This window comes from Clostridium sp. CTA-5 (assembly GCF_054768135.1).
In genome coordinates this window covers 67,813-87,280 of the sequence record NZ_BAAAAT010000006.1, presented here as the reverse complement: position 1 = coordinate 87,280, position 19,468 = coordinate 67,813, and the positions used below count along the sequence as shown (strand labels likewise).

At 25.5% G+C, this 19,468-nt stretch carries 17 protein-coding genes, 1 riboswitch and 1 other annotated feature; of the genes, 11 read left to right on the top strand and 6 right to left on the bottom strand.

Going from position 1 to position 19,468, the window contains the following annotated elements; genetic code table 11:
* Nucleotides 1-194 precede the first annotated feature (194 nt).
* The 3 genes from ACYUET_RS12815 to ACYUET_RS12805 all read left to right on the top strand — a co-directional run bounded on the left by ACYUET_RS12815 (nt 195) and on the right by ACYUET_RS12805 (nt 3,128).
* On the top strand, nt 195-1,133 hold the full coding sequence (locus ACYUET_RS12815; RefSeq protein ID WP_460280186.1) for an AEC family transporter: 939 nt from the start codon (nt 195-197) through the stop codon (nt 1,131-1,133).
* A gap of 701 nt (nt 1,134-1,834) precedes the next feature.
* Entirely contained in the window at nt 1,835-2,596 is a 762-nt protein-coding gene (locus tag ACYUET_RS12810) for a formate/nitrite transporter family protein (RefSeq protein ID WP_460280184.1), read from the top strand.
* A 115-nt stretch (nt 2,597-2,711) separates the two neighbouring features.
* The gene (locus tag ACYUET_RS12805; protein WP_460280182.1) at nt 2,712-3,128 is read left to right on the top strand and encodes a hypothetical protein; all 417 of its coding nucleotides are present in this window, start codon (nt 2,712-2,714) and stop codon (nt 3,126-3,128) included.
* Between the two features lie 233 nt (nt 3,129-3,361).
* Here ACYUET_RS12805 and ACYUET_RS12800 read toward each other — a convergent pair whose 3' ends face one another.
* Nucleotides 3,362-3,922 (bottom strand): beta-class carbonic anhydrase, encoded by a 561-nt coding sequence (locus tag ACYUET_RS12800; RefSeq protein WP_460280180.1) that lies wholly within the window; start codon nt 3,920-3,922, stop codon nt 3,362-3,364.
* Nucleotides 3,923-4,375: 453 nt separating this feature from the next.
* Here ACYUET_RS12800 and ACYUET_RS12795 point away from each other — a divergent pair, with 453 nt between their 5' ends.
* Nucleotides 4,376-4,957, top strand: coding sequence for a 5-formyltetrahydrofolate cyclo-ligase (locus ACYUET_RS12795; protein WP_460280178.1), 582 nt, complete (start codon nt 4,376-4,378; stop codon nt 4,955-4,957).
* Nucleotides 4,958-5,090: 133 nt separating this feature from the next.
* A riboswitch (SAM riboswitch) is annotated at nt 5,091-5,199 on the top strand.
* A 102-nt stretch (nt 5,200-5,301) separates the two neighbouring features.
* Nucleotides 5,302-6,567: an O-acetylhomoserine aminocarboxypropyltransferase/cysteine synthase family protein gene (locus tag ACYUET_RS12790; RefSeq protein WP_460280177.1), complete on the top strand. Its 1,266-nt coding sequence runs from the start codon at nt 5,302-5,304 to the stop codon at nt 6,565-6,567.
* Nucleotides 6,568-6,859: 292 nt separating this feature from the next.
* Here the strand turns inward: ACYUET_RS12790 and thrS are convergent, their stop codons facing one another.
* Both thrS and ACYUET_RS12780 read right to left on the bottom strand, forming a co-directional pair.
* Nucleotides 6,860-8,791 (bottom strand): threonine--tRNA ligase, encoded by a 1,932-nt coding sequence (gene thrS, locus ACYUET_RS12785; RefSeq protein ID WP_460280175.1) that lies wholly within the window; start codon nt 8,789-8,791, stop codon nt 6,860-6,862.
* Nucleotides 8,792-8,859: 68 nt separating this feature from the next.
* Nucleotides 8,860-9,072 (bottom strand) — a binding site (T-box leader).
* 123 nt (nt 9,073-9,195) lie between these two features.
* Entirely contained in the window at nt 9,196-9,606 is a 411-nt protein-coding gene (locus ACYUET_RS12780) for an HNH endonuclease signature motif containing protein (RefSeq protein ID WP_460280173.1), read from the bottom strand.
* 310 nt (nt 9,607-9,916) lie between these two features.
* Between ACYUET_RS12780 and ACYUET_RS12775 the strand changes: the two genes are divergently transcribed.
* The 3 genes from ACYUET_RS12775 (at nt 9,917) to ACYUET_RS12765 (ending at nt 12,768) form a co-directional block, all read left to right on the top strand.
* Complete coding sequence (locus ACYUET_RS12775; protein ID WP_460280171.1) at nt 9,917-10,477, top strand: glycerol-3-phosphate responsive antiterminator; 561 nt, start codon at nt 9,917-9,919, stop codon at nt 10,475-10,477.
* A 36-nt stretch (nt 10,478-10,513) separates the two neighbouring features.
* Nucleotides 10,514-11,842: a phosphoglycerate transporter protein PgtP gene (gene pgtP, locus ACYUET_RS12770; RefSeq protein ID WP_460280169.1), complete on the top strand. Its 1,329-nt coding sequence runs from the start codon at nt 10,514-10,516 to the stop codon at nt 11,840-11,842.
* 329 nt (nt 11,843-12,171) lie between these two features.
* Entirely contained in the window at nt 12,172-12,768 is a 597-nt protein-coding gene (locus tag ACYUET_RS12765) for a hypothetical protein (protein ID WP_460280336.1), read from the top strand.
* A gap of 107 nt (nt 12,769-12,875) precedes the next feature.
* On the opposite strand, the gene ispF is transcribed toward ACYUET_RS12765, so the two are convergent.
* Entirely contained in the window at nt 12,876-13,349 is a 474-nt protein-coding gene (ispF, locus tag ACYUET_RS12760) for a 2-C-methyl-D-erythritol 2,4-cyclodiphosphate synthase (protein WP_460280167.1), read from the bottom strand.
* Nucleotides 13,350-13,946: 597 nt separating this feature from the next.
* On the opposite strand from ispF, the gene ACYUET_RS12755 reads away from it, so the two are divergent.
* Nucleotides 13,947-14,951, top strand: a complete 1,005-nt coding sequence (locus ACYUET_RS12755; RefSeq protein WP_460280165.1) for an anti-sigma factor domain-containing protein — start codon at nt 13,947-13,949, stop codon at nt 14,949-14,951.
* Between the two features lie 117 nt (nt 14,952-15,068).
* Here the strand turns inward: ACYUET_RS12755 and ACYUET_RS12750 are convergent, their stop codons facing one another.
* The gene (locus ACYUET_RS12750) at nt 15,069-15,995 is read right to left on the bottom strand and encodes a polysaccharide deacetylase family protein (protein ID WP_460280163.1); all 927 of its coding nucleotides are present in this window, start codon (nt 15,993-15,995) and stop codon (nt 15,069-15,071) included.
* Between the two features lie 404 nt (nt 15,996-16,399).
* Here ACYUET_RS12750 and ACYUET_RS12745 point away from each other — a divergent pair, with 404 nt between their 5' ends.
* Both ACYUET_RS12745 and ACYUET_RS12740 read left to right on the top strand, forming a co-directional pair.
* Complete coding sequence (locus ACYUET_RS12745; RefSeq protein ID WP_460280161.1) at nt 16,400-17,143, top strand: DUF3298 and DUF4163 domain-containing protein; 744 nt, start codon at nt 16,400-16,402, stop codon at nt 17,141-17,143.
* A gap of 218 nt (nt 17,144-17,361) precedes the next feature.
* On the top strand, nt 17,362-18,207 hold the full coding sequence (locus ACYUET_RS12740; RefSeq protein ID WP_460280159.1) for a YitT family protein: 846 nt from the start codon (nt 17,362-17,364) through the stop codon (nt 18,205-18,207).
* A gap of 51 nt (nt 18,208-18,258) precedes the next feature.
* On the opposite strand, the gene hydE is transcribed toward ACYUET_RS12740, so the two are convergent.
* Entirely contained in the window at nt 18,259-19,311 is a 1,053-nt protein-coding gene (gene hydE / locus ACYUET_RS12735; RefSeq protein WP_460280157.1) for a [FeFe] hydrogenase H-cluster radical SAM maturase HydE, read from the bottom strand.
* Nucleotides 19,312-19,468 lie beyond the last annotated feature (157 nt).

Below are 19,468 nucleotides of genomic sequence, written 5' to 3'. Positions count from 1 at the left end.
GGCTAAAAAAAATCGACGCTCCACAGTCGCTTAGCAATTTTTTTATATGTTATAAAATAATTTTATATATAATATAGGACAAAATGTAGTTAATAGTTTTTCAATGTTTTATAATAATAAATGGTAATTATAAGATATGTTACAATTAATTTTGTAAAATCCAGATTATACTAGAGATTAATTAGGAGAGAAAAATGGAAAATATTATTTTATCACTTAATGTAGTGTTGCCATTATTTATTACTATTACATTAGGATATTTTATTAGGAGAATAAACTTATTTGATGATCATACGTTGAAGGTTATGAACAAAGTTACCTTTAAAACTTTTTTACCTTTATTATTATTTTTTAATGTATATAAAACTAATTTAGATGGTGTATTTAATCTTAAATTAGTAATTTTTGCACCAAGTACCATATTGATAAGTTGCATAAGTATGTGCTTTATTGTACCAATAATAGAAAAAGAGAACAGGAAACGAGGAGTATTAGTACAAGCTATTTTTCGTAGTAATTTTGTACTTTTTGGATTGCCAGTTACATTATCTTTATTTGGTGAGGAAAACGCAGGGGTCCCTTCATTGCTTATCGCTATAATTGTACCAATGTTTAATTTTTTAGCAGTAATTGTTTTAGAAATTTTTAGAGGTGGAAAGATTAATCTTAAAGAGACTATAAAGGGTATAATAACTAATCCACTTATAGTTTCTTCATTGCTAGGTATATTTTTTATGTTAAATGGAATAAAGTTACCTAATGTAATAGAAAAAACAATAAGTGATCTATCAAAAGTAGCAACACCATTAGCACTTGTTGTATTGGGAGGATCATTTAAATTTAATAAAATAAAAGGATATACAAGACAGCTAATAATAGGTATTATTGGACGTTTGGTAATAATACCAGGTATATTTATACCTATTGCTATAATTTTAGGATTTAGAAAAATAGAACTTGCAACTATAATGATAATGCTTGCAGCACCAACAGCAGTATCATCATTTACTATGGCAGAACAAATGGATGGCGATAGTGAATTAGCAGGACAACTTGTTGTATTTACTTCTGCATTTGCAGTGATAACCATATTTTTATGGGTATTTTTTATAAAGGGATTCGGATATATTTAACAATAAGGAGTATTTATATTGAATGAAAAAAGTTGTTTGTATATATATTAACAATAATAACCAAAATAAATATAAGTTTTCAATAATAGTTTTAAATACGTATTTAATATGATGTTTAATATAGCATATTTTTATTAAAAAGATTATTATAAATGTTTAAAAAACGAAATAAATAAAAAATACGCACAAAAATAATTAAATTACAAAAAAATAATTTAATGGATTGAAGAATTTAATAAATTATATTAAAATAATATTGTTAAAACATTAACAATATTATTTTTAGAATTTAAGAAGGTATTATATAAATAGATAGAACAAAATTTGAAATAATTCCTAATTAAAGCGTCTTAAATATATATTCTAATTAAGTGAATATACTTATAATTTTTAATTTGATTAATATAGAAAATGAGTATCTATATTATACTATCGAATTAGAATTACATAGACTTTTAATCATCTAGGTAAAAAAATTATTAACTTAATAAGTTTAATTATTATAAATAGAGAATATAATTTGCCTATTTTTACCCATGTTTTTAATAAAAACTTAAGATAATATAATGTTATATATAATAAGAGTTACAATATAGTTTACATTTATAATTACAGTGTAATGTTTAAAGTGGACAAACAATAATAACATATATAACTTATGTATATCTTAAAATATATTTAAATGAGTAAAGGAGAAAAAGATGTATATTAGTGATATGGACATTATTTCAAATTCGGCAAAAAACAAATATAATTTATCAAAAGATAATACGATTAAATATCTTACTAGAGCAATTGTTGCAGGTTTTTATTTAGTAGTAGCAATAATACTTTCCTATACAACTGGAGCAGTTTTAATTAATAATCATCCAGAAGTCTCAAAAATTATGGTTGCAGCTACATTTTCAATAGCATTAGCATTAATTGTCTTTCTAGGAGGAGAACTTTTTACAGGTAACAATTTAGTTATGGGAATGGGTTTTTATACCCAAAAATGTACTTTAAAAATGGTCTTAAGGGTTTGGGGATTAAGTTATTTAGGAAATCTTATAGGAGCAATAATTTTATCATTCATTTTTGTAAAAAGTGGTGCATCTATGAATTTGATTAAAGATTATGTTGCAAAGATAGTAGAAATAAAATTACATCTTCCAATAATGGATATGTTTTTAAGAGGAATATTATGTAACTTCATAGTATGTTTAGGTGTATTATCAACAATAAGGTTAAAATCAGAAAGTGGAAAACTTATAATGATGTTTTGGTGTGTGTTTGGTTTTGTTATTGCAGGATTTGAACATAGCATAGCTAATATGGGAATTTTCTCAGTAGGATATTTTTCATCAGGTGGTTTACCATTAGCTTTAATAGTAAAAAATCTATTTTGGGTAACATTTGGGAATATTGTTGGAGGTGCTGTATTATTAGCATTACCATTAAAAATTATGAGTGTTAGTGAATAAAATCGTTCATAATATTAAGAATTCTATTTATACATAGTACTAAATTTAGACAGAGACTATTTTGAATGATAAAATATATTTATAGAATTTTATTGTTGTGATAGTTGGTGGATAGATGATTAAAGTTAAATTAGAAAAAAATAAAAAGAAACAAATAGTTTTTAAATTAAAGATTAAAAGTATTGACGAAAATAATTTATTATTTAAAAGAGCTATAATGGAAGGAAAAAAGATAAAGGGTATATATAATTATGAAATACCATTAAGGTTTTTTGTTCCAATATTTAAAAATATAAATAAAGAAGAATTAGTTTTAGATATAAATAGTATATTGTCATATTTAGAGTTTTCAGATTTTTATGATGAAAATTATTATAATGAGACAGAAGCTAATATAAATTATATGAAAAAGTGGAGAGAGGAAGGCTGTCCTAATATTTATAGAGTTACTATAGATAAAGAGAATTATAGTATAAAAAAAGATGTTATTTTTAAAAAACCAAGAATTTCTTTTGAGGATTGTAAAGTTTAGTGTATATTAAATAAAGTTCTTTATAGATTAAAAGATATAACAAAAATAATAATATAAAGTTAGATTATCTTAATAAAATATAATATTTTGGATAATCTAACTTTTTATTTTAAAGTTATTATTAAAGAGGAATCTTTGATTAATTAATTTTATATTATAGTATTAATACTGTGTTAAAATATAGCTTTAAATTTAAATGCATTTTATGTAGATAAATTTATATTAAATATAATTTAAATATCACCATTTACAATTATGTCAATTTCACCAGTTTCAGGACTCATAATTAAACCATGTACTCTTATATTATTAGGAATTAAAGGATGACTCTTTATCATTTCTACACTCTTTTTTATAGAATCTTCAACAGATTCAAATCCATGAAGCCACTTTTCAACATTTATTCCTGAGTTATTTAATAAAGACAATGTTTCTTTTGAAATACCCCTATCTATAATTTTTTTAACAAGACTTTTTGTATCTAAATTACTCATACCACAACAATGATGTCCTACAACAAAAATATCTTCAGCATCAAATTCGTAGATTGCAACTAGTATGCTTCTTATAACACTTCCAAAAGGGTGCATTACAGTTGCACCTGCATCTTTTATTATTTTTGCATCCCCATTTTTTATATTCATAGCTTTAGGTAATAATTCTGTTAATCTGGTATCCATACAGGATAATATAACCATTTTCTTTTTTGGTGTTTTGGTTGTGATGAATTCTTCATATTTTTTATTCTCTACAAATTGTTTATTGTATTGCATTATTTCTTCTAATTTGCTCATTTATTGCCCCACCTTTATTAGTTTCTATATAAGTTCCAATAGTGAAAAGATTATATAGAAAATTTATTATATATATTATTCTAATTAGATAATATTAATACAGATATATATTTTCTATAAAAATTAAATAAAAAATTATAAGTGTATTAACTTAATTAGAAGATATATATTAAATAGATTATACAATTAAAGCTTTTTTTATTAAATATAAACCTAAGAAAAAGTTTATGTAAATTTTTTTAAGCGTATGTGGTATGTATATTGCAATAAGAAATGTTTAATAAATTAAATAACTGTAAATTTTCTACTGAACATCTAAATTTGCAATATATATTATATTTTTTTAGTTGTTTAAGTAATAAGTTTTGGATATACTTATGTATAACAAAATATAGGTAGTTAATATATTTGAATATTTTAAATAGAAATTATTTTTTAAGGGGCGTATATAGAGTGAATTTAATAGAGGAAAAAAAAGAATTAAGAAAAAGAATATTAAAAATTCGAAATGAAATGGATTTAGATAATAAAATAAAATCTGATAAGATAATATATAATAAATTTATACAAAGTGAATTCTATTTACAAAGTAATGATATTTTTATATATGTATCTTATAACTCAGAAATTGATACTAAAAACATTATAATGAAAGCGTTAGAGGATAAGAAAAATATTTATGTACCTAGAACAAATTATAAAACAAAAATAATGGAAGCAGTAAAGATATTATCATTAGAAAACCTTATTGAAGATAAATATGGAATTTTAGAACCAGCAGAAGATAAATCAGCAGAAGATCCTAATAAATTTGATTTGATAATTATGCCAGGTGTTGCATTTGATAAGTGTGGCGGAAGAATGGGATATGGTGCAGGATATTATGATAGGTATTTAGAAAAAATCTCAAAGCCATTAAATAAAGTCGCACTAGCTTATGATTTCCAAGTTATAAATAAAGTACCTACAGATGTTCATGATATTCCAATAGAATATATAATAACTGAAATAGAAGATATTAATTGTAAAAAATAATTATTTATATTTTGAAATATAAATAATTATTCTATATACTTTGCACATAAAGTTAAGTATAAATAGTCTATTATAATAAATTTTATTGCAAATATTTAGTTTTAGAGTATAATTAATGTATATAAAAAATAATCTGTTATTAAGAATGGTGGAGGGACTGGCCCTGTGAAGCCTAGCAACAGCTAACTATCATAAGTTAGAATTGTGCTAAATCCTGCAGGTATTTGCCTGAAAGATAAGAGATGTATTATAGTTTTTAAGTTATATTGTTTTATAAGCTATTTCTCTATCTTAAAGAGAAATAGCTTTTATTTTTTTATAAATTTTAAAGGGGGCTATATATTATGAATATTGAAACAAAATGTTTACATGAAGGGTATTATCCTAAAAATGGAGAGCCAAGAGTATTACCAATTTATCAAAGTACAACTTATACATATGATTCGACAGAACATATAGGAAAATTATTTGATTTAACTGCTGATGGTCATATGTATTCTCGTATTTCTAATCCAACAGTTGGGGCTGTTGAAGAAAAAATAGCATCATTAGAAGGTGGTGTAGGTGCTCTTTGTACTACATCAGGCCAAGCAGCTTCATTAATAAGCATATTAAATATTCTTAAATCTGGAGATCATTTTATAAGTGCATCTACTATATATGGGGGAACCATTAATCTTTTTGCAGTAACACTTAAAAGGTTTGGAATAGAGTGTACGTTTGTTGATCCTGATGCAAGTGAAGAAGAAATACAAAAAGAGTTTAAAGAAAATACAAAAGCTGTTTTTGGGGAAACAATTGCAAATCCGGCGATTTCAATTTTTGATATTGAAAAGTTTTCTAAATTAGCACATAAAAATAATGTTCCATTAATAATTGATAATACATTTGCAACACCTATTCTTTGTAGACCAATAGAATTTGGTGCAGATATAGTAATTCATTCTACTACTAAGTATATGGATGGACATGCACTTCAAGTTGGTGGTGTAATTATTGATAGTGGAAATTTTGATTGGACAAATGGTAAATTCTCAGAGTTTACAGAACCAGATGATTCTTATCATGGTGTAATATATACAAAACAATTTGGGAAATCTGCATACATTGCAAAGGCTAGAGTACAATTAATGAGAGATTTAGGAGCTTACCCATCTGCTAATTCAGCTTTCCTTTTAAATTTAGGGTTAGAAACTCTTCATATAAGAATGGAAAGATATTGTAGAAATGCAGAGTCAGTAGCTGAATTTTTAAATAAATGTGATCAAATTGAATTTGTAAATTATCCAACACTTAAAGGTAACAAATATAATGATATTGCTAAAAAGTATTTACCAAAAGGATGTAGTGGAGTAATATCATTTTCTATAAAAGGAAATCGTGAAAATGCAATTAGATTTATGGATAATTTAAAATTAGCATCAAAGGTAGTACATGTTGCTGATATTCGTACATGTGTACTTCATCCAGCAAGTTCAACTCATAGACAACTTACAGATGAACAATTAATAGCAGCAGGAATAACTCCTGGACTTATTAGATTATCTGTAGGATTAGAAAATATTGATGACATATTAGAAGATATTAAACAAGCACTAGATAAAATTTAATATTTACGCTATCTTTTAAGTAAATGTTGATATTGTAGTATAAAGCTCATGGACAGAGGAATTTACTTTAAGAACTCTAAAAATAAAGATTAGTCCAATTAATGCATGTTCCCAATCAAAGATTGTTGACAAGCAATTAATTGTACAAATCTTCATTAAGAGTTCTAAAAAGCAAATTCCAATGCCAGTTCGCCCTTATACTAGAATATCAACACTGTTTAAAATATATTATGAACAATAGAAAAAGTAGTGTATAAGTTTTTTCTTATACACTACTTTTTTATAGTAAATTTTATCTTTCTTTATTAGCTATTTCTGATAATAATCTTTCAGTAAATGCATCTAATTTGATAGCACCTTCATCATCATTTTTTCTACTTCTTACAGAAACTTCATTGTTAGCAGCTTCTTTTTCTCCAACAACTAAGATATAAGGAGTTCTTTCAAGTCTAGCTTCTCTGATTTTATAACCGATTTTTTCAGCTCTATAATCAGCTTCGATTCTAACACCTTTGTTTCTTAATGATTTAACAACTGATTCAGCATAATCATTGTATTTATCTGATATTGGTAACACTTTTACTTGAACTGGAGAAAGCCAAGTAGGGAATGCACCAGCATATTTTTCTATAAGCATTGCTAAAGTTCTTTCATAACAACCAATTGATGATCTATGAATGATGTATGGACGTTTCTTTTCACCGTTTTTATCTACATAACTCATATCAAATCTTTCAGCTAGAGCAAAGTCGATTTGAACTGTGAATAATGTATCTTCTTTACCATGAACATTTCTAAATTGTAAATCAAGTTTTGGGCCGTAGAATGCAGCTTCATCATCAGCTTCAACATAATCAATCTTTAAATGATCTAATATAGTTCTCATTGTATCTTGAGTTTTGTTCCAAGCTTCAGGATCATTGATATACTTTTCAGTATTATTTGGATCCCATTTAGAGAATCTATAGCTTATATCTTCATCTATACCTAATGTTTTCATTATATATTGAATTAATTCAACTACACCTTTGAATTCTTCTTCTAATTGTTCTGGAGTTACAATTAAATGTCCATCAGCTAGAGTAAATTGTCTAACTCTTATAAGTCCATGCATTTCTCCAGAAGATTCATTTCTGAATAGAGTAGAAGTTTCACCATATCTTATTGGAAGATCTCTATAACTGTGTTGTTCAGCATTATATATAGTGTATTGGAATGGACAAGTCATTGGTCTTAAAGCAAATACTTCATCATCCTTATCTTCATCACCTAATACAAACATTCCATCTTTATAGTGATCCCAGTGACCAGAAATTTTGTATAAATCACTTTTAGCCATTAAAGGAGTTTTAGTTAATACATATCCTCTTTTTTCTTCTTCATCTTCAACCCATCTTTGAAGTAATTGAACTATTTTAGCTCCTTTTGGCATTAATAGAGGAAGACCTTGACCTACATTTTCATCAGTTGTAAATAAGCCTAATTCTCTTCCTAATTTATTATGGTCTCTTTTTTTAGCTTCTTCTAAAGCTTCTAAGAATTCTTCGAGTTCTGATTTCTTTAAGAATGCAGTACCATAAATTCTGCTAAGCATTTTATTTTTTTCATTACCCTTCCAGTAAGCACCAGCACTTCTAGTAAGTTTTATTGCTTTAACTGGTTTTAATGCCATAATGTGAGGACCAGCACATAAATCAGTGAATTCACCAATTTTATAGAATGAAATTACTTCACCTTCAGGAAGATCATTAATTAATTCTACTTTATAAGGTTCATCTTTCATTAATTCTAAAGCTTCATTTCTTGGAAGTTCAAATCTTTCTATTGACGGATTTTCCTTAATTATTTTTTGCATTTCAGATTCGATCTTTTCTAAATCAGCAGCAGTAAAAGCTACATCTTTATCAAAATCATAATAGAATCCATTTGCAATAGAAGGTCCGATAGCTAATTTAGCTTCAGGGAATAATCTCTTTACAGCATAAGCTAAAACATGAGATATACTATGTCTTACAGCATCTTTACCTTCTTGAGAATCAAATGTACAAATACTTAGTGATATATCTCCATTTATTTCTTTTCTAAGATCGCAAACTTCACCATCAACTATACCACAACAAGCGTTTCTAGCTAATCCTTCACTAATTGATTTTGCTATTTCATAAACAGATAATCCAGGTTCAAATTCTTTAACTGAACCATCTTTTAAAGTTACTTTTATCATTGAAAAAACTCCTTTCAGTTATGTAAATATTATAATTTTATAAAAAATAAAAAAACTCCGTCTCTAAAAATAGAGACGAAGTAATATCCGTGGTTCCACTCTAATTACCTAAACAATAAATAAATTTAGGTCACTTAAATTTATCGTAACGTGATAATAACGGACTTTATTAAAGTCACTCAGAGGTGGTTTTCAACTAAATTTATTTAAGAATAATTCCACCATTATATTCTCTCTCTGAAAATAAGATTTTAGTTTACTGTCCTCATCAACGTGTTAATTTATACTATTTCTTATTATAATCACTTGATTTTTTTATGTCAATAAAATCATAGAAAAATATTTGTTAATTAAGTTGTAAAAGTTTGGATTGGGTCTAACTTAAAAAATATTACATAAATATTTCAAGTTTTGTTTATATTATCAATTAATTTATCCAAATTTAAATTTAGAAGCATTTCATCTGAATATAATTTGCCACCCATAATTGTTACAATTATATCTAACTTCTTATAGCCTTCTTTATATAATTTTAAATTTCTTACTATTCGTTTAAGTTGATTATTAGATATTTCTAATATATCTGCTAAATCTTTAAACTTATAATAATCTTTTTGAAGAAGGTAGAATAGCTTTTCTTGAAGTTCAAGCTTGTACTTAATATCAGTTTCATCGCAATGATGAGGTCCTAATTTTCCTCTATGATGGTATGGGCATAAATATTTATAATTTAATTTTATATCAAAGCCACCCTCACTTCTGTGTACAATATGATGTATATCGGCCTTCTTTTTACATATTTCACATAAATACAAAGACGTTCCTCCTTAAAAGCTTATGATAATATTATAAAATAATTGAACACAAATATCAATTTACACATTAATGGTTATTTGTTAAAAATTGATTATTATAAAAATTTTTAGTTTACTTATAATTTAAACACTTTTTATTTTAAAATACCTCTTTATTTTATATAGTATGATTTTATAACAATTAAATTGTTACATTTTTGAAACAATTGAGATTAATTTTTGAAAAAATTCATTGGTATTATAGATACAAGGTTAGATATACTTTTTATTTAAAACTAAAAAGTAAACGTTATACACGGGGGGTATGCTTATGAGTGCTTTAGAGTTATTAGAGAAGAACCCAATTATAGCTTCAGTAAAAAATGAAGAGGAGTTAAACTTAGCCTTAATGTCTTCAGTAAAAATAATATTTGTATTATTTGGAGATATAATGAACATTAAAAAGATAAGCGATTTAATAAATGACCAGGGAAAGGTGGGTATAATCCACATTGATTTAGTCGATGGATTTGTTTCGAATAGAGATGTTGTAATTAATTATATAAAAGAAAGGACTAAATTTAACGGAATTATTAGTACAAAACCTCACGTATTAAAAATAGCTAAGGCTTATGATTTAATAGCTATTCAAAGATTTTTTGTATTTGATACATTGTCGCTTTTAAATGTTAAAAATCATTTTGTATCAGGAGTTGATGCAATAGAAATTTTACCAGGACTATTACCTAAAGTTATAAATAATCTATCAAAGAATTCTAAAAAACCAATCATTACAGGTGGTTTAATTGAGAATAAAGAAGAAGTTGTATCAGCATTAAAATTTGGTGCAACATGTATATCTACAACAAAAAAAGAAATTTGGGATATGTAAATGGAGTTAAAGTAAACGTTTTAGGAGGAGATTTTTATGTTAAATTTTTTAAAACCAGCACCTCATATTGAGAGAATGCCTGAAGAAAAAATAGCTTCAAGCTATAAAAGATATCGTATACAGGTATTTATAAGTATATATGTTGGTTATCTTATTTATTATTTTGTAAGAAGTAATTTCTCATTAGCTAAAGTATATTTTATTGAACAAGGATTTACAAAGACAGAAGTAGGTTTTGTTGCTTCTGCACTTGGACTAGCTTATGGAGTAAGTAAGTTTGTAATGGGAAATATGTCAGATAGATCCAATCCGAGATTTTTCTTAGCAATAGGTCTTATATTATCAGGTGTTACTAATTTGTTTTTACCTAATGCTACTAATATAGGATTTATGTTTATATTAATGTTGCTTAATGGTTGGTTCCAAGGAATGGGATGGCCACCATGTGGTAGAATAATGACACATTGGTTTTCAGATAGTGAACGTGGAGTTAAGATGTCTATATGGAATACTGCTCATAATGTAGGAGGAGGATTTATAGCGACTATAGTTTTACTTGGTGTATCTATTTTTGGTAGTTGGAAAGGTACATTCTATTTGCCAGCAATAATTGCAATTGTTGGAGGAATAGTTTACATGATATTTGCAAAGGATACTCCTCAATCAGTTGGGTTACCACCTATTGAAGAATATATGAATGATTATCCAGAAGTTAATGAACAAGTTGAGGATGCTGAAGCTGAATTAACAGGTAAAGAAATATTATTTAAATATGTATTAAACAATAAATTATTATGGTGTATTGCATTTGCTAATGTATTCGTTTATTTAGTTAGATATGGAGTTATAAATTGGGTTCCAACATATTTACAAGAAGTTAGAAATTTTAATCCAAAAGATTCATCTGTTGCATTTGCTTTGTTTGAATATGCAGCAATCCCTGGAACTATTATAGTTGGTTGGATTAGTGATCATATCTTCCATGGAAGACGTGCACCAATAGGAATTATATGTATGATAGGTGTTGGAATTGCAACATTTGTTTATTGGAAGAGTTCAAGCCCATTTGCAATAAATTGTGCATTAGCATCAATTGGTGCATTAATATATGGACCAGTTATGTTAATAGGGGTTAGTGCTTTAGACCTTGTACCTAAAAAGGCAGCAGGAACAGCCGCAGGATTTACAGGTTTATTTGGATATATGGGCGGACAAGTAGCCGCCGAAGTAGCTATGGGAGCTGTTGTAGATAAGTTTAGCTGGGATGGAGGATTTATATTATTAATGATTTCATCTGTACTAGCAATATTCTTCTTATCATTTACATGGAATTCTCATAATATAGCAGCTAAAAAAACAGCATAATAAAGATATAAATGATATTATAAAAATTGACCAATCCCATATTATATAAATTATTAATATAGAATGTACTTAATTAAAATATTTTTAATTAAGTACATTTTTTTTACTTATATAAACTAAATTGATAAATATAGTAAAAAAATAAGAGAATTTAATAGTATAAACAATTTGTTTATGAGGTATAGCATACTATATAATATAGGTATAAAGTATTAATAAAATTAAGGGGTATAATAGGGAAGGTGATTTTAATGCAAGAAAAATATAATTCTTTTAAGTTTTGGGAAAATATTATAAGTAAAAACACAACGATAAGAGGTCATATGTTTATGCAAAAGCCACCGACAGAAAAAAGTTTTTATTTCCATACACTTATATTCAATAAAACTGCTGGTGTAAGTAGTGTTTGGGGATATGTACCAAATGCAAAAAGTTTACTGGGATACTTTCAATATTCATTTTTACAAGAGGCATTTTTTTATTGGATAAATGGTAATAGGAAGTCACTTACAAATGTACCATCTTTAACAGTTGAAGCAATTATTAAAGATGGAGAAAATTTGAAAAGAATTAATAAAGACATGGCAATAAAAATGAAAAGGGATTATGAGAAGTTAAAAAAGATGTGGAATGTACCAATAAGTAAGATTGAAATGGACGTAAAAAAATTTATTAGAGAATTTAATAATAATTGGAGTGGAGATAGTACTAGATTTTTATATTTGAGAGTATTTAAAACACCTGAAGAATTAGGGGATTTTGTTGTATCAACTAGTTTAATCACAAGTACAAAAGAAGAAATAGAGGATAAAATAGGAGTTTCTTTAGAGGAATGGAAAAATATTTGTAAAAATGGAGAAAAAGACAAAATTAAAGGGGAACAGTTTAGGGGAATCTTATTAAAAAAATTAACTGAAGTTTTTTAATTATCGGATTATAAATTATTATCAGTGAAAATGTAAACGTATAGCCTGGCGATATACTATAAATTATCAAGCTATACGTTTTAAATTTTGACTATGTTTAAATATGTTTATTTTTTTATAACAGATGAAATACTTTGAGCAGAGATTCCAAGTTCATTACCAGTGAATCCAAGCCCTTCTTCTGTAGTTGCTTTAATATTAATATTATCAATATCTATTTTTAAAGCGTTTGCTATATTTTCTTTCATAGAGTCTATATATGGACTCATTTTAGGTTTTTGAGCAATTATTGTAGCATCTATATTATTTATATTATAATCTTTTATAGAAATTAAATTACGTACTTCTTCTAGAAGTTTGATACTTGAAATTCCTCTGAATTTTGAATCTGTATCTGGGAAATGTTTACCTATATCTCCTAAAGCACATGCTCCTAATAAAGAATCCATTATAGCATGCAACAATACATCAGCATCAGAATGTCCTAATAATCCTTTTTCATATGGAATTTCAACTCCACCTAAAATCAATTTTCTGTTTTCGACTAATTTGTGCACATCATAACCAAGTCCAATTCTCATATACAATATCCTTTCAATGTTATTTCTATATAAGTTAATTAATGAATAAATTTTATTTAAACTTATATATCTATATTTTATCATTTTAGATTATAGTAATCAATTTTACATATATTTATTTGATGTTGCTATATTTATTATTTTCAATATCATAACTTTTATGAATGGATATTAGCTTTATTTTAAGATGTATATAAGATGATATGCGTTTTAATAAAAAATTAAAAAAACTTATTTTTCGTTTGTTTACAAAATCTACATATATTATTTTTTTTTGCATAATAATCTCCATAAATATTGATTTATAAGTAATATATGATTAAAAAGAGATATATATAATTAGGAGATATTAAGAAAAAAAGTATTAATTTTAGGTAGAGTATTAAAAATTTATTCTTAATTTAGTACTATTCATTAACTTGGATTAAAGATATTATCAAGTTAATCAATGTTAGTAATAGAATAAATTTCTATGATATAATAATATAATATGAAAAAGTTACATTTTTGATATTAAAGATTAATTAAAAAGTTTAAAAGCATGTTTAAATAGATATTTTTCATGTAAAAGAATAAATTAGGAGGAACTATATAAATATGAATAAGTTTAATAGTAGTAAATATACTTTTTCATCAATTCCAAGTATGATTTTAATTGGAGATAGAGCAGAAGAAAACAGAAATAAGCAAATTAATTTATTTTTGAAAGAAATATCTTTATATAAGATACTAATTAAAGATTTGGTAAATTATCCTCCTACAGAGAAGCAAAAAAATATTATTTTAAATATATCTTATTATATAGTTCAAGATAATGAGTGGGGAGAAATAATAGAAAGGAAAAAAGATTTACCAATAAGTAAACTTTCAAAGCAACTTAAGATAAAAGAGGAATTTCTAAAAAAATGGAGAGATTATATATTAGTATATTATACAATTTTTTTAAATCCTGAGCATAAGTGTATACAAGATTATTTTAGAATAGAGGAGACAAAAAATGCTGTTAAGTCTATAAATGTTAGAAAGAAAGCAAATCTTTATAGAGGTATTGCAATAAAGTCATTCAAAAGGAGTTCATGTATATTAACGTCCACAGGAGATTTTATTAAAATAAAAACTAATAGGGAGATAAGAGTTGGAGAAGAAGCTAGTGGACAGGAAAAAAGAACTTTAAAGCATTATAGAGTACATATTTCTATTATGGCATTTATATTAATATTTCTGGGATTAGGATTATATAATTATTACAGTAAAGTTAAATCTACTGTAATTATAAATACAACTTCAACAATAAAATTGGAGGCTAATTTTTTGGACAAAGTAATTTATGCATATTCTCCAACTGATAAAGGAAAAAAACTTATTGTTGAAACTAATCTTTTAAATAAAAATGTTGATATAGCAATAAAAGAAATTTTAGAAAATGCATTTGAAAATAATATGATACCACAACAGGATAAAATGTTTATAACAATAAGTGGGAAAACACTAGAATATGGAACATTAAAAGAAACGAGTAAGTTTGCCAATGAAAATAATATTTCAATATTAATAAATAATGGTGGAAATCAACATAAATTAAGTACAAACTTATATGAATAAATTTTATAATCGCAACATTTACTTAAAGCATAGTGTATATTAAAAGTGAGTTATTAAAAATAACTCACTTTTTTGCTTCTTGTATTTTAAAATAGATTAATATCATACTATTTAAACTTATTTTTTTGTATTTGATAATAAATTTTTAAATGTATCCATTGTATAATTAGAATTTACATAAATTCTATCAAGTGAAAATGGATTATCATCTCTATCAGCAAGACCTAATTTGGTTGTAAATCCTAAATTGAAGCCAGCATCTTTTGCAGCTTTCATACTATCAGCATTATAATTACCATAAGGATAAGCAACTGTTGTAACAGGTTTTCCAGTTATTGCTTCTAAAGTTTCTTTAGATTCCTTAAATTCCGATAACTGTTGTTCATATGTCATAGTAGAAAGATCAGGATGACCAGCAGTATGACTTTCAATATCTATACCGTAGTTAGACATTTCTTTTATTGCATGTTCGGAAAGATAATATTGCCCATCTAATTTAAATGTAATACAAAAAATAGTAGCCTTCATACCTAAATCTTTTAATATTGGAAAAGCGTTAGTGTAATTATTCATATAACCATCATCAAAGGTTATAACTATGCTCTTTTCAGGAATTGGAGAATTATTTAATAAATGATCTTGTAATTCATGCATTGTTATTGTTGTATAACCTGAATCTTTTATATATTTAAGTTCATTCCTTAATTTTTGTGGAGAAATAGTTACTTCATTATCCTCAGTTTGCTGAACAGAGTGATAATAGAGTACAGGTACTCCTATATTTTCATTAATTAGATTAATATTTTTTTCAGGTGCTTGGTTTTCTTGCTCAGACTTATCAGATGAAGGAGTATTATTATCATTATTTATTGAAGTATTAGAATCACTGATATTATCATTATCAGTAGTTGTATTTTGTATAGTTGAAGCATTATGAGAAGATAATTTTTTATATGTTAAATATCCTCCACTTCCTAAAATTAAAATACAAATTATAAATATTAAAAGAGTATTTTTAGTGAAAAGTTTATTTGAAATTTTCAATATAGTATCCTCCTGTAATTATGAGTTTAAGTTAGTATTTTCTTTGATATACTTTATATACCATTTATTTAATTATTTATTATATAAATAGTATAAAAAGATTTTAACATAATATGTTTCTATCAACAAACATAATAATATGGTTGTTAATTTTATATTAAATTAACAACCATATTATTTGTTAGGGGGTTAAGTAGTATTTATATTTACAAAGTAAAAGAGTGCTAGAGATTAATTTTTATATATTATATTCATAAATGGAAAAAATTTCACTTATCAACATTATCCACAGGTGCCTGTGGATAAGATGTTATAAAGTTATTTAATATACAAAAAGTTACATGTGTATTTTGTGAATATTTGATAAAAATAGTATTGTTGAATAAAAGAGGAGGAGGAAGCAGATGTCTCTATTTTCAAATATTATAATAACATTATTACTTCCATTAATTTTATCAGGAATTTATCCACAGCATATGTTGACAAGTTTTGAATTAAATAAGGGAAATATAGTGGAAGTTGTGGAAAAGTCTATAGGGAAAAATTTCAGTTATTTAAAAGAAGATATTACGATTTTAGAACTTAAAGGTGGAAAAGACTCGAATAAAATAAATTTAATAAATAAAAAAATAAGTGATGATATAATTCCTAAAGTTCAAGAAGCTGAAAAAGTTTCAAAAGAATATTTTGAAAATATTAAAGGGGTTCAGCCAAGTTTTCCGTATGAAATTGTATCTAAACCTAGTATTACAAAAAATAATGATAATATATTAAGTTTTTATAATGATTACTATGAATTTTTAGGTGGAGCTCATGGCATGACAACTAGAACTTCTTATACTATAGATAAAAATAAAGAAGTTTTATTAAATTTAAAAGATATATTTACTTCGAATTACGATTACAAATATATAATCAATAAAGAAATAACAAAACAAATAAAAAGTGAACCAGATAAATACTTTGATTCTGGTAGTGAATTTAAGGGGATTGGAGAAAATCAGAATTTTTATGTAAAAGGGAAAGATTTAATTATATATTATCAATTATATGATATAGCTCCATATGTAGCTGGCATACCTGAATTTAAAATACCATTAAGTTTATTTGATAAGAATTTTATTTATTATGATAAAATTAGTGACTAAAAATTTATTTATATATTTAAAATTTATGAGTTATATATGTGAATTATATGAATAAATTATAGAGGTTAATTATAATCATGAACTTTTTATATAAGTTCTGTACTATACTTATAGTCATATTATTCATAAATGTTTTAAGAGTTATATTAATGAACAAAATTTATTGAGACTTATATATTATAGAAAGAATAATAAAAAATTATTAGAGGAGGGGAATGATGAAAAAAATATTAAAAGAATACTTTATAATAACAATAGGAATAATTATTATTATTTTAGGATTTGAATTCTTCTTCTTTCCTAATAATATAGCTTGTGGTGGAGTATCTGGTCTTGCTTTAGTAATACATAATATACTAGGGATTGAACCAGGAATAATAATGATAGTATGTAATATAATTTTATTTATTTTAGCTTTTGTTCTTATTGGAGGTAGTTTTGGAATTAAAAGTATGTATGCAGCCTTTGGGTTATCAATAATATTATCAGCAATAGAAAAGAACATTAAACCTATGGCACTAACAAATAATTTAGTTCTTGCCACAATATTCGGTAGTGTACTTTTGGCAATGGGCACGGCAATAATGTTTACTCAAAATGCAACTACAGGAGGAACTAGCATAACAGCTAAAATATTAAATAAATATTGTCATATAGATTTTGGAAAAGGTCTTTTGATATCAGATTCTATAGTAATATTATTGGCTATGTATACATTTGGTATTGAGCTAGGATTATTTGGATTATTAAGTGTATATTTAACTGGAAATTTAGTCGACAAATTTATAGATGGATTTAATTTATGCAAACAAGTTATGATATTTACAGAACAAGAAGAACTTGTAGTAAATTATATAACAAAAGATGTTGAGAGAGGATGTACTGTTTTTTATGGAAAAGGTGGATATACTCAAAAACAACATTGTATAATTTTAACCATATTAAGTAGAACGCAATTTATTAAATTAAAAAAGTTTATGAGATTGCATGACCAAGCAGCTTTTATCACCGTAAATGAAACAACAGAAGTGCTAGGTAAAGGGTTTAAAAATATTCTTGAATAATAAAAAGGATGTCTCAAATTTGTACTTTTTTGAGACATTCCTTTAAAATCTTTATATCAATTTATCATGAAAATTATTATTTAAATTTCCTCTAAAACCATATCCATCTGAAACTTTTAATCCTATGGATGTAATTTTACCAGTGATGCATCCTCTACAATGAGCAGGAGTATCTCCAGTACAAATTTTGCCTGGATATAAAGCATAAAGTTTTCTATATTCTCCTTCAGTAACATTTGGCATAACGACATTAGCACCACTTTGAAGTGCAATTAAACGTCCATTTTTATTTAAAGATTCCATAGCAGTAGTTGCAGGAATATTTATATCAGGAAGTAATAATCTAGTTATAGCCATTACTTTTAAAGCAAGTGTAAACTTTCCACCTTCACAATCTTTTAAAGGAGTATCATCATTAGGTATAAACGGACCAATTCCAATCATATCGGCATTTATTTTTTTAAAAAATAATATATCATCAGCTAAAGATTCTAAAGTTTGATTAGGAAGTCCTACTAGAACACCACTTCCAACTTCATATCCTAATTCACCTAAATTTTTTAGGCAGTTTAATCTTTCTTCATGACTCATTAATGGATCCATATCTTCATATAGTTTTTTATCTGTAGTTTCGATACGTAGAAGATATCTATCAGCTCCAGCTTCCTTAAAAGCTTTATATTCTTCATAAGTTTTTTCGCCTAAGCTCAATGTTAATGCTACATCTAACTTCTTAATTTCCTTAACTATTTCTACCATACGTTCCTTAGTAAAAAAGTCATCTTCTCCACCCTGAAGAACTAAAGTTTTATAGCCATAAGATACAGCTTTTTTTGCAAATTCTAATATTTCTTCTTTGGTTAATCTATATCTTTTAAGATTCTTATTATCTTTTCTTAGACCACAATACATGCAATTTCTTTTACAAATATTCGTAAATTCAATTAAGCCTCTTAGATGCACAGTATTTCCTAAATATTTTTCATGTACAGTATTAGCAGCTTTGAATAATTCTTCATTTATATCATCATTTTTTAATAAATCTAATATTTCTTTTTTATCTAACTCATGAGTAAGTTGAGCCTTTTCAAGTATTTTATACATAGAACCTCCTTTAGTAAATTTAAATCATTTAATTATAAATTTAATAATGTTAATTACTAAGGCATATTAAAAAATAATAAGTTAGCATTATTTTTTATTTTAAGTTATTATTTTCTTTCATTTGCCTAAAACATATACTTTTAAATAATTATTTATT

Bases quoted from the DNA above. Each gene is read 5' to 3' on its own strand.
- ACYUET_RS12815 (WP_460280186.1), top strand. From the start codon at position 195: ATGGAAAATATTATTTTATCACTTAATGTAGTGTTGCCATTATTTATT.
- ACYUET_RS12810 (WP_460280184.1), top strand. From the start codon at position 1,835: ATGTATATTAGTGATATGGACATTATTTCAAATTCGGCAAAAAACAAA.
- ACYUET_RS12805 (WP_460280182.1), top strand. From the start codon at position 2,712: ATGATTAAAGTTAAATTAGAAAAAAATAAAAAGAAACAAATAGTTTTT.
- ACYUET_RS12800 (WP_460280180.1), bottom strand. From the start codon at position 3,922: ATGAGCAAATTAGAAGAAATAATGCAATACAATAAACAATTTGTAGAG.
- ACYUET_RS12790 (WP_460280177.1), top strand. From the start codon at position 5,302: ATGAATATTGAAACAAAATGTTTACATGAAGGGTATTATCCTAAAAAT.
- thrS (WP_460280175.1), bottom strand. From the start codon at position 8,791: ATGATAAAAGTAACTTTAAAAGATGGTTCAGTTAAAGAATTTGAACCT.
- ACYUET_RS12775 (WP_460280171.1), top strand. From the start codon at position 9,917: ATGAGTGCTTTAGAGTTATTAGAGAAGAACCCAATTATAGCTTCAGTA.
- pgtP (WP_460280169.1), top strand. From the start codon at position 10,514: ATGTTAAATTTTTTAAAACCAGCACCTCATATTGAGAGAATGCCTGAA.
- ACYUET_RS12765 (WP_460280336.1), top strand. From the start codon at position 12,172: ATGCAAAAGCCACCGACAGAAAAAAGTTTTTATTTCCATACACTTATA.
- ispF (WP_460280167.1), bottom strand. From the start codon at position 13,349: ATGAGAATTGGACTTGGTTATGATGTGCACAAATTAGTCGAAAACAGA.
- ACYUET_RS12755 (WP_460280165.1), top strand. From the start codon at position 13,947: ATGAATAAGTTTAATAGTAGTAAATATACTTTTTCATCAATTCCAAGT.
- ACYUET_RS12745 (WP_460280161.1), top strand. From the start codon at position 16,400: ATGTCTCTATTTTCAAATATTATAATAACATTATTACTTCCATTAATT.
- ACYUET_RS12740 (WP_460280159.1), top strand. From the start codon at position 17,362: ATGAAAAAAATATTAAAAGAATACTTTATAATAACAATAGGAATAATT.
- hydE (WP_460280157.1), bottom strand. From the start codon at position 19,311: ATGTATAAAATACTTGAAAAGGCTCAACTTACTCATGAGTTAGATAAA.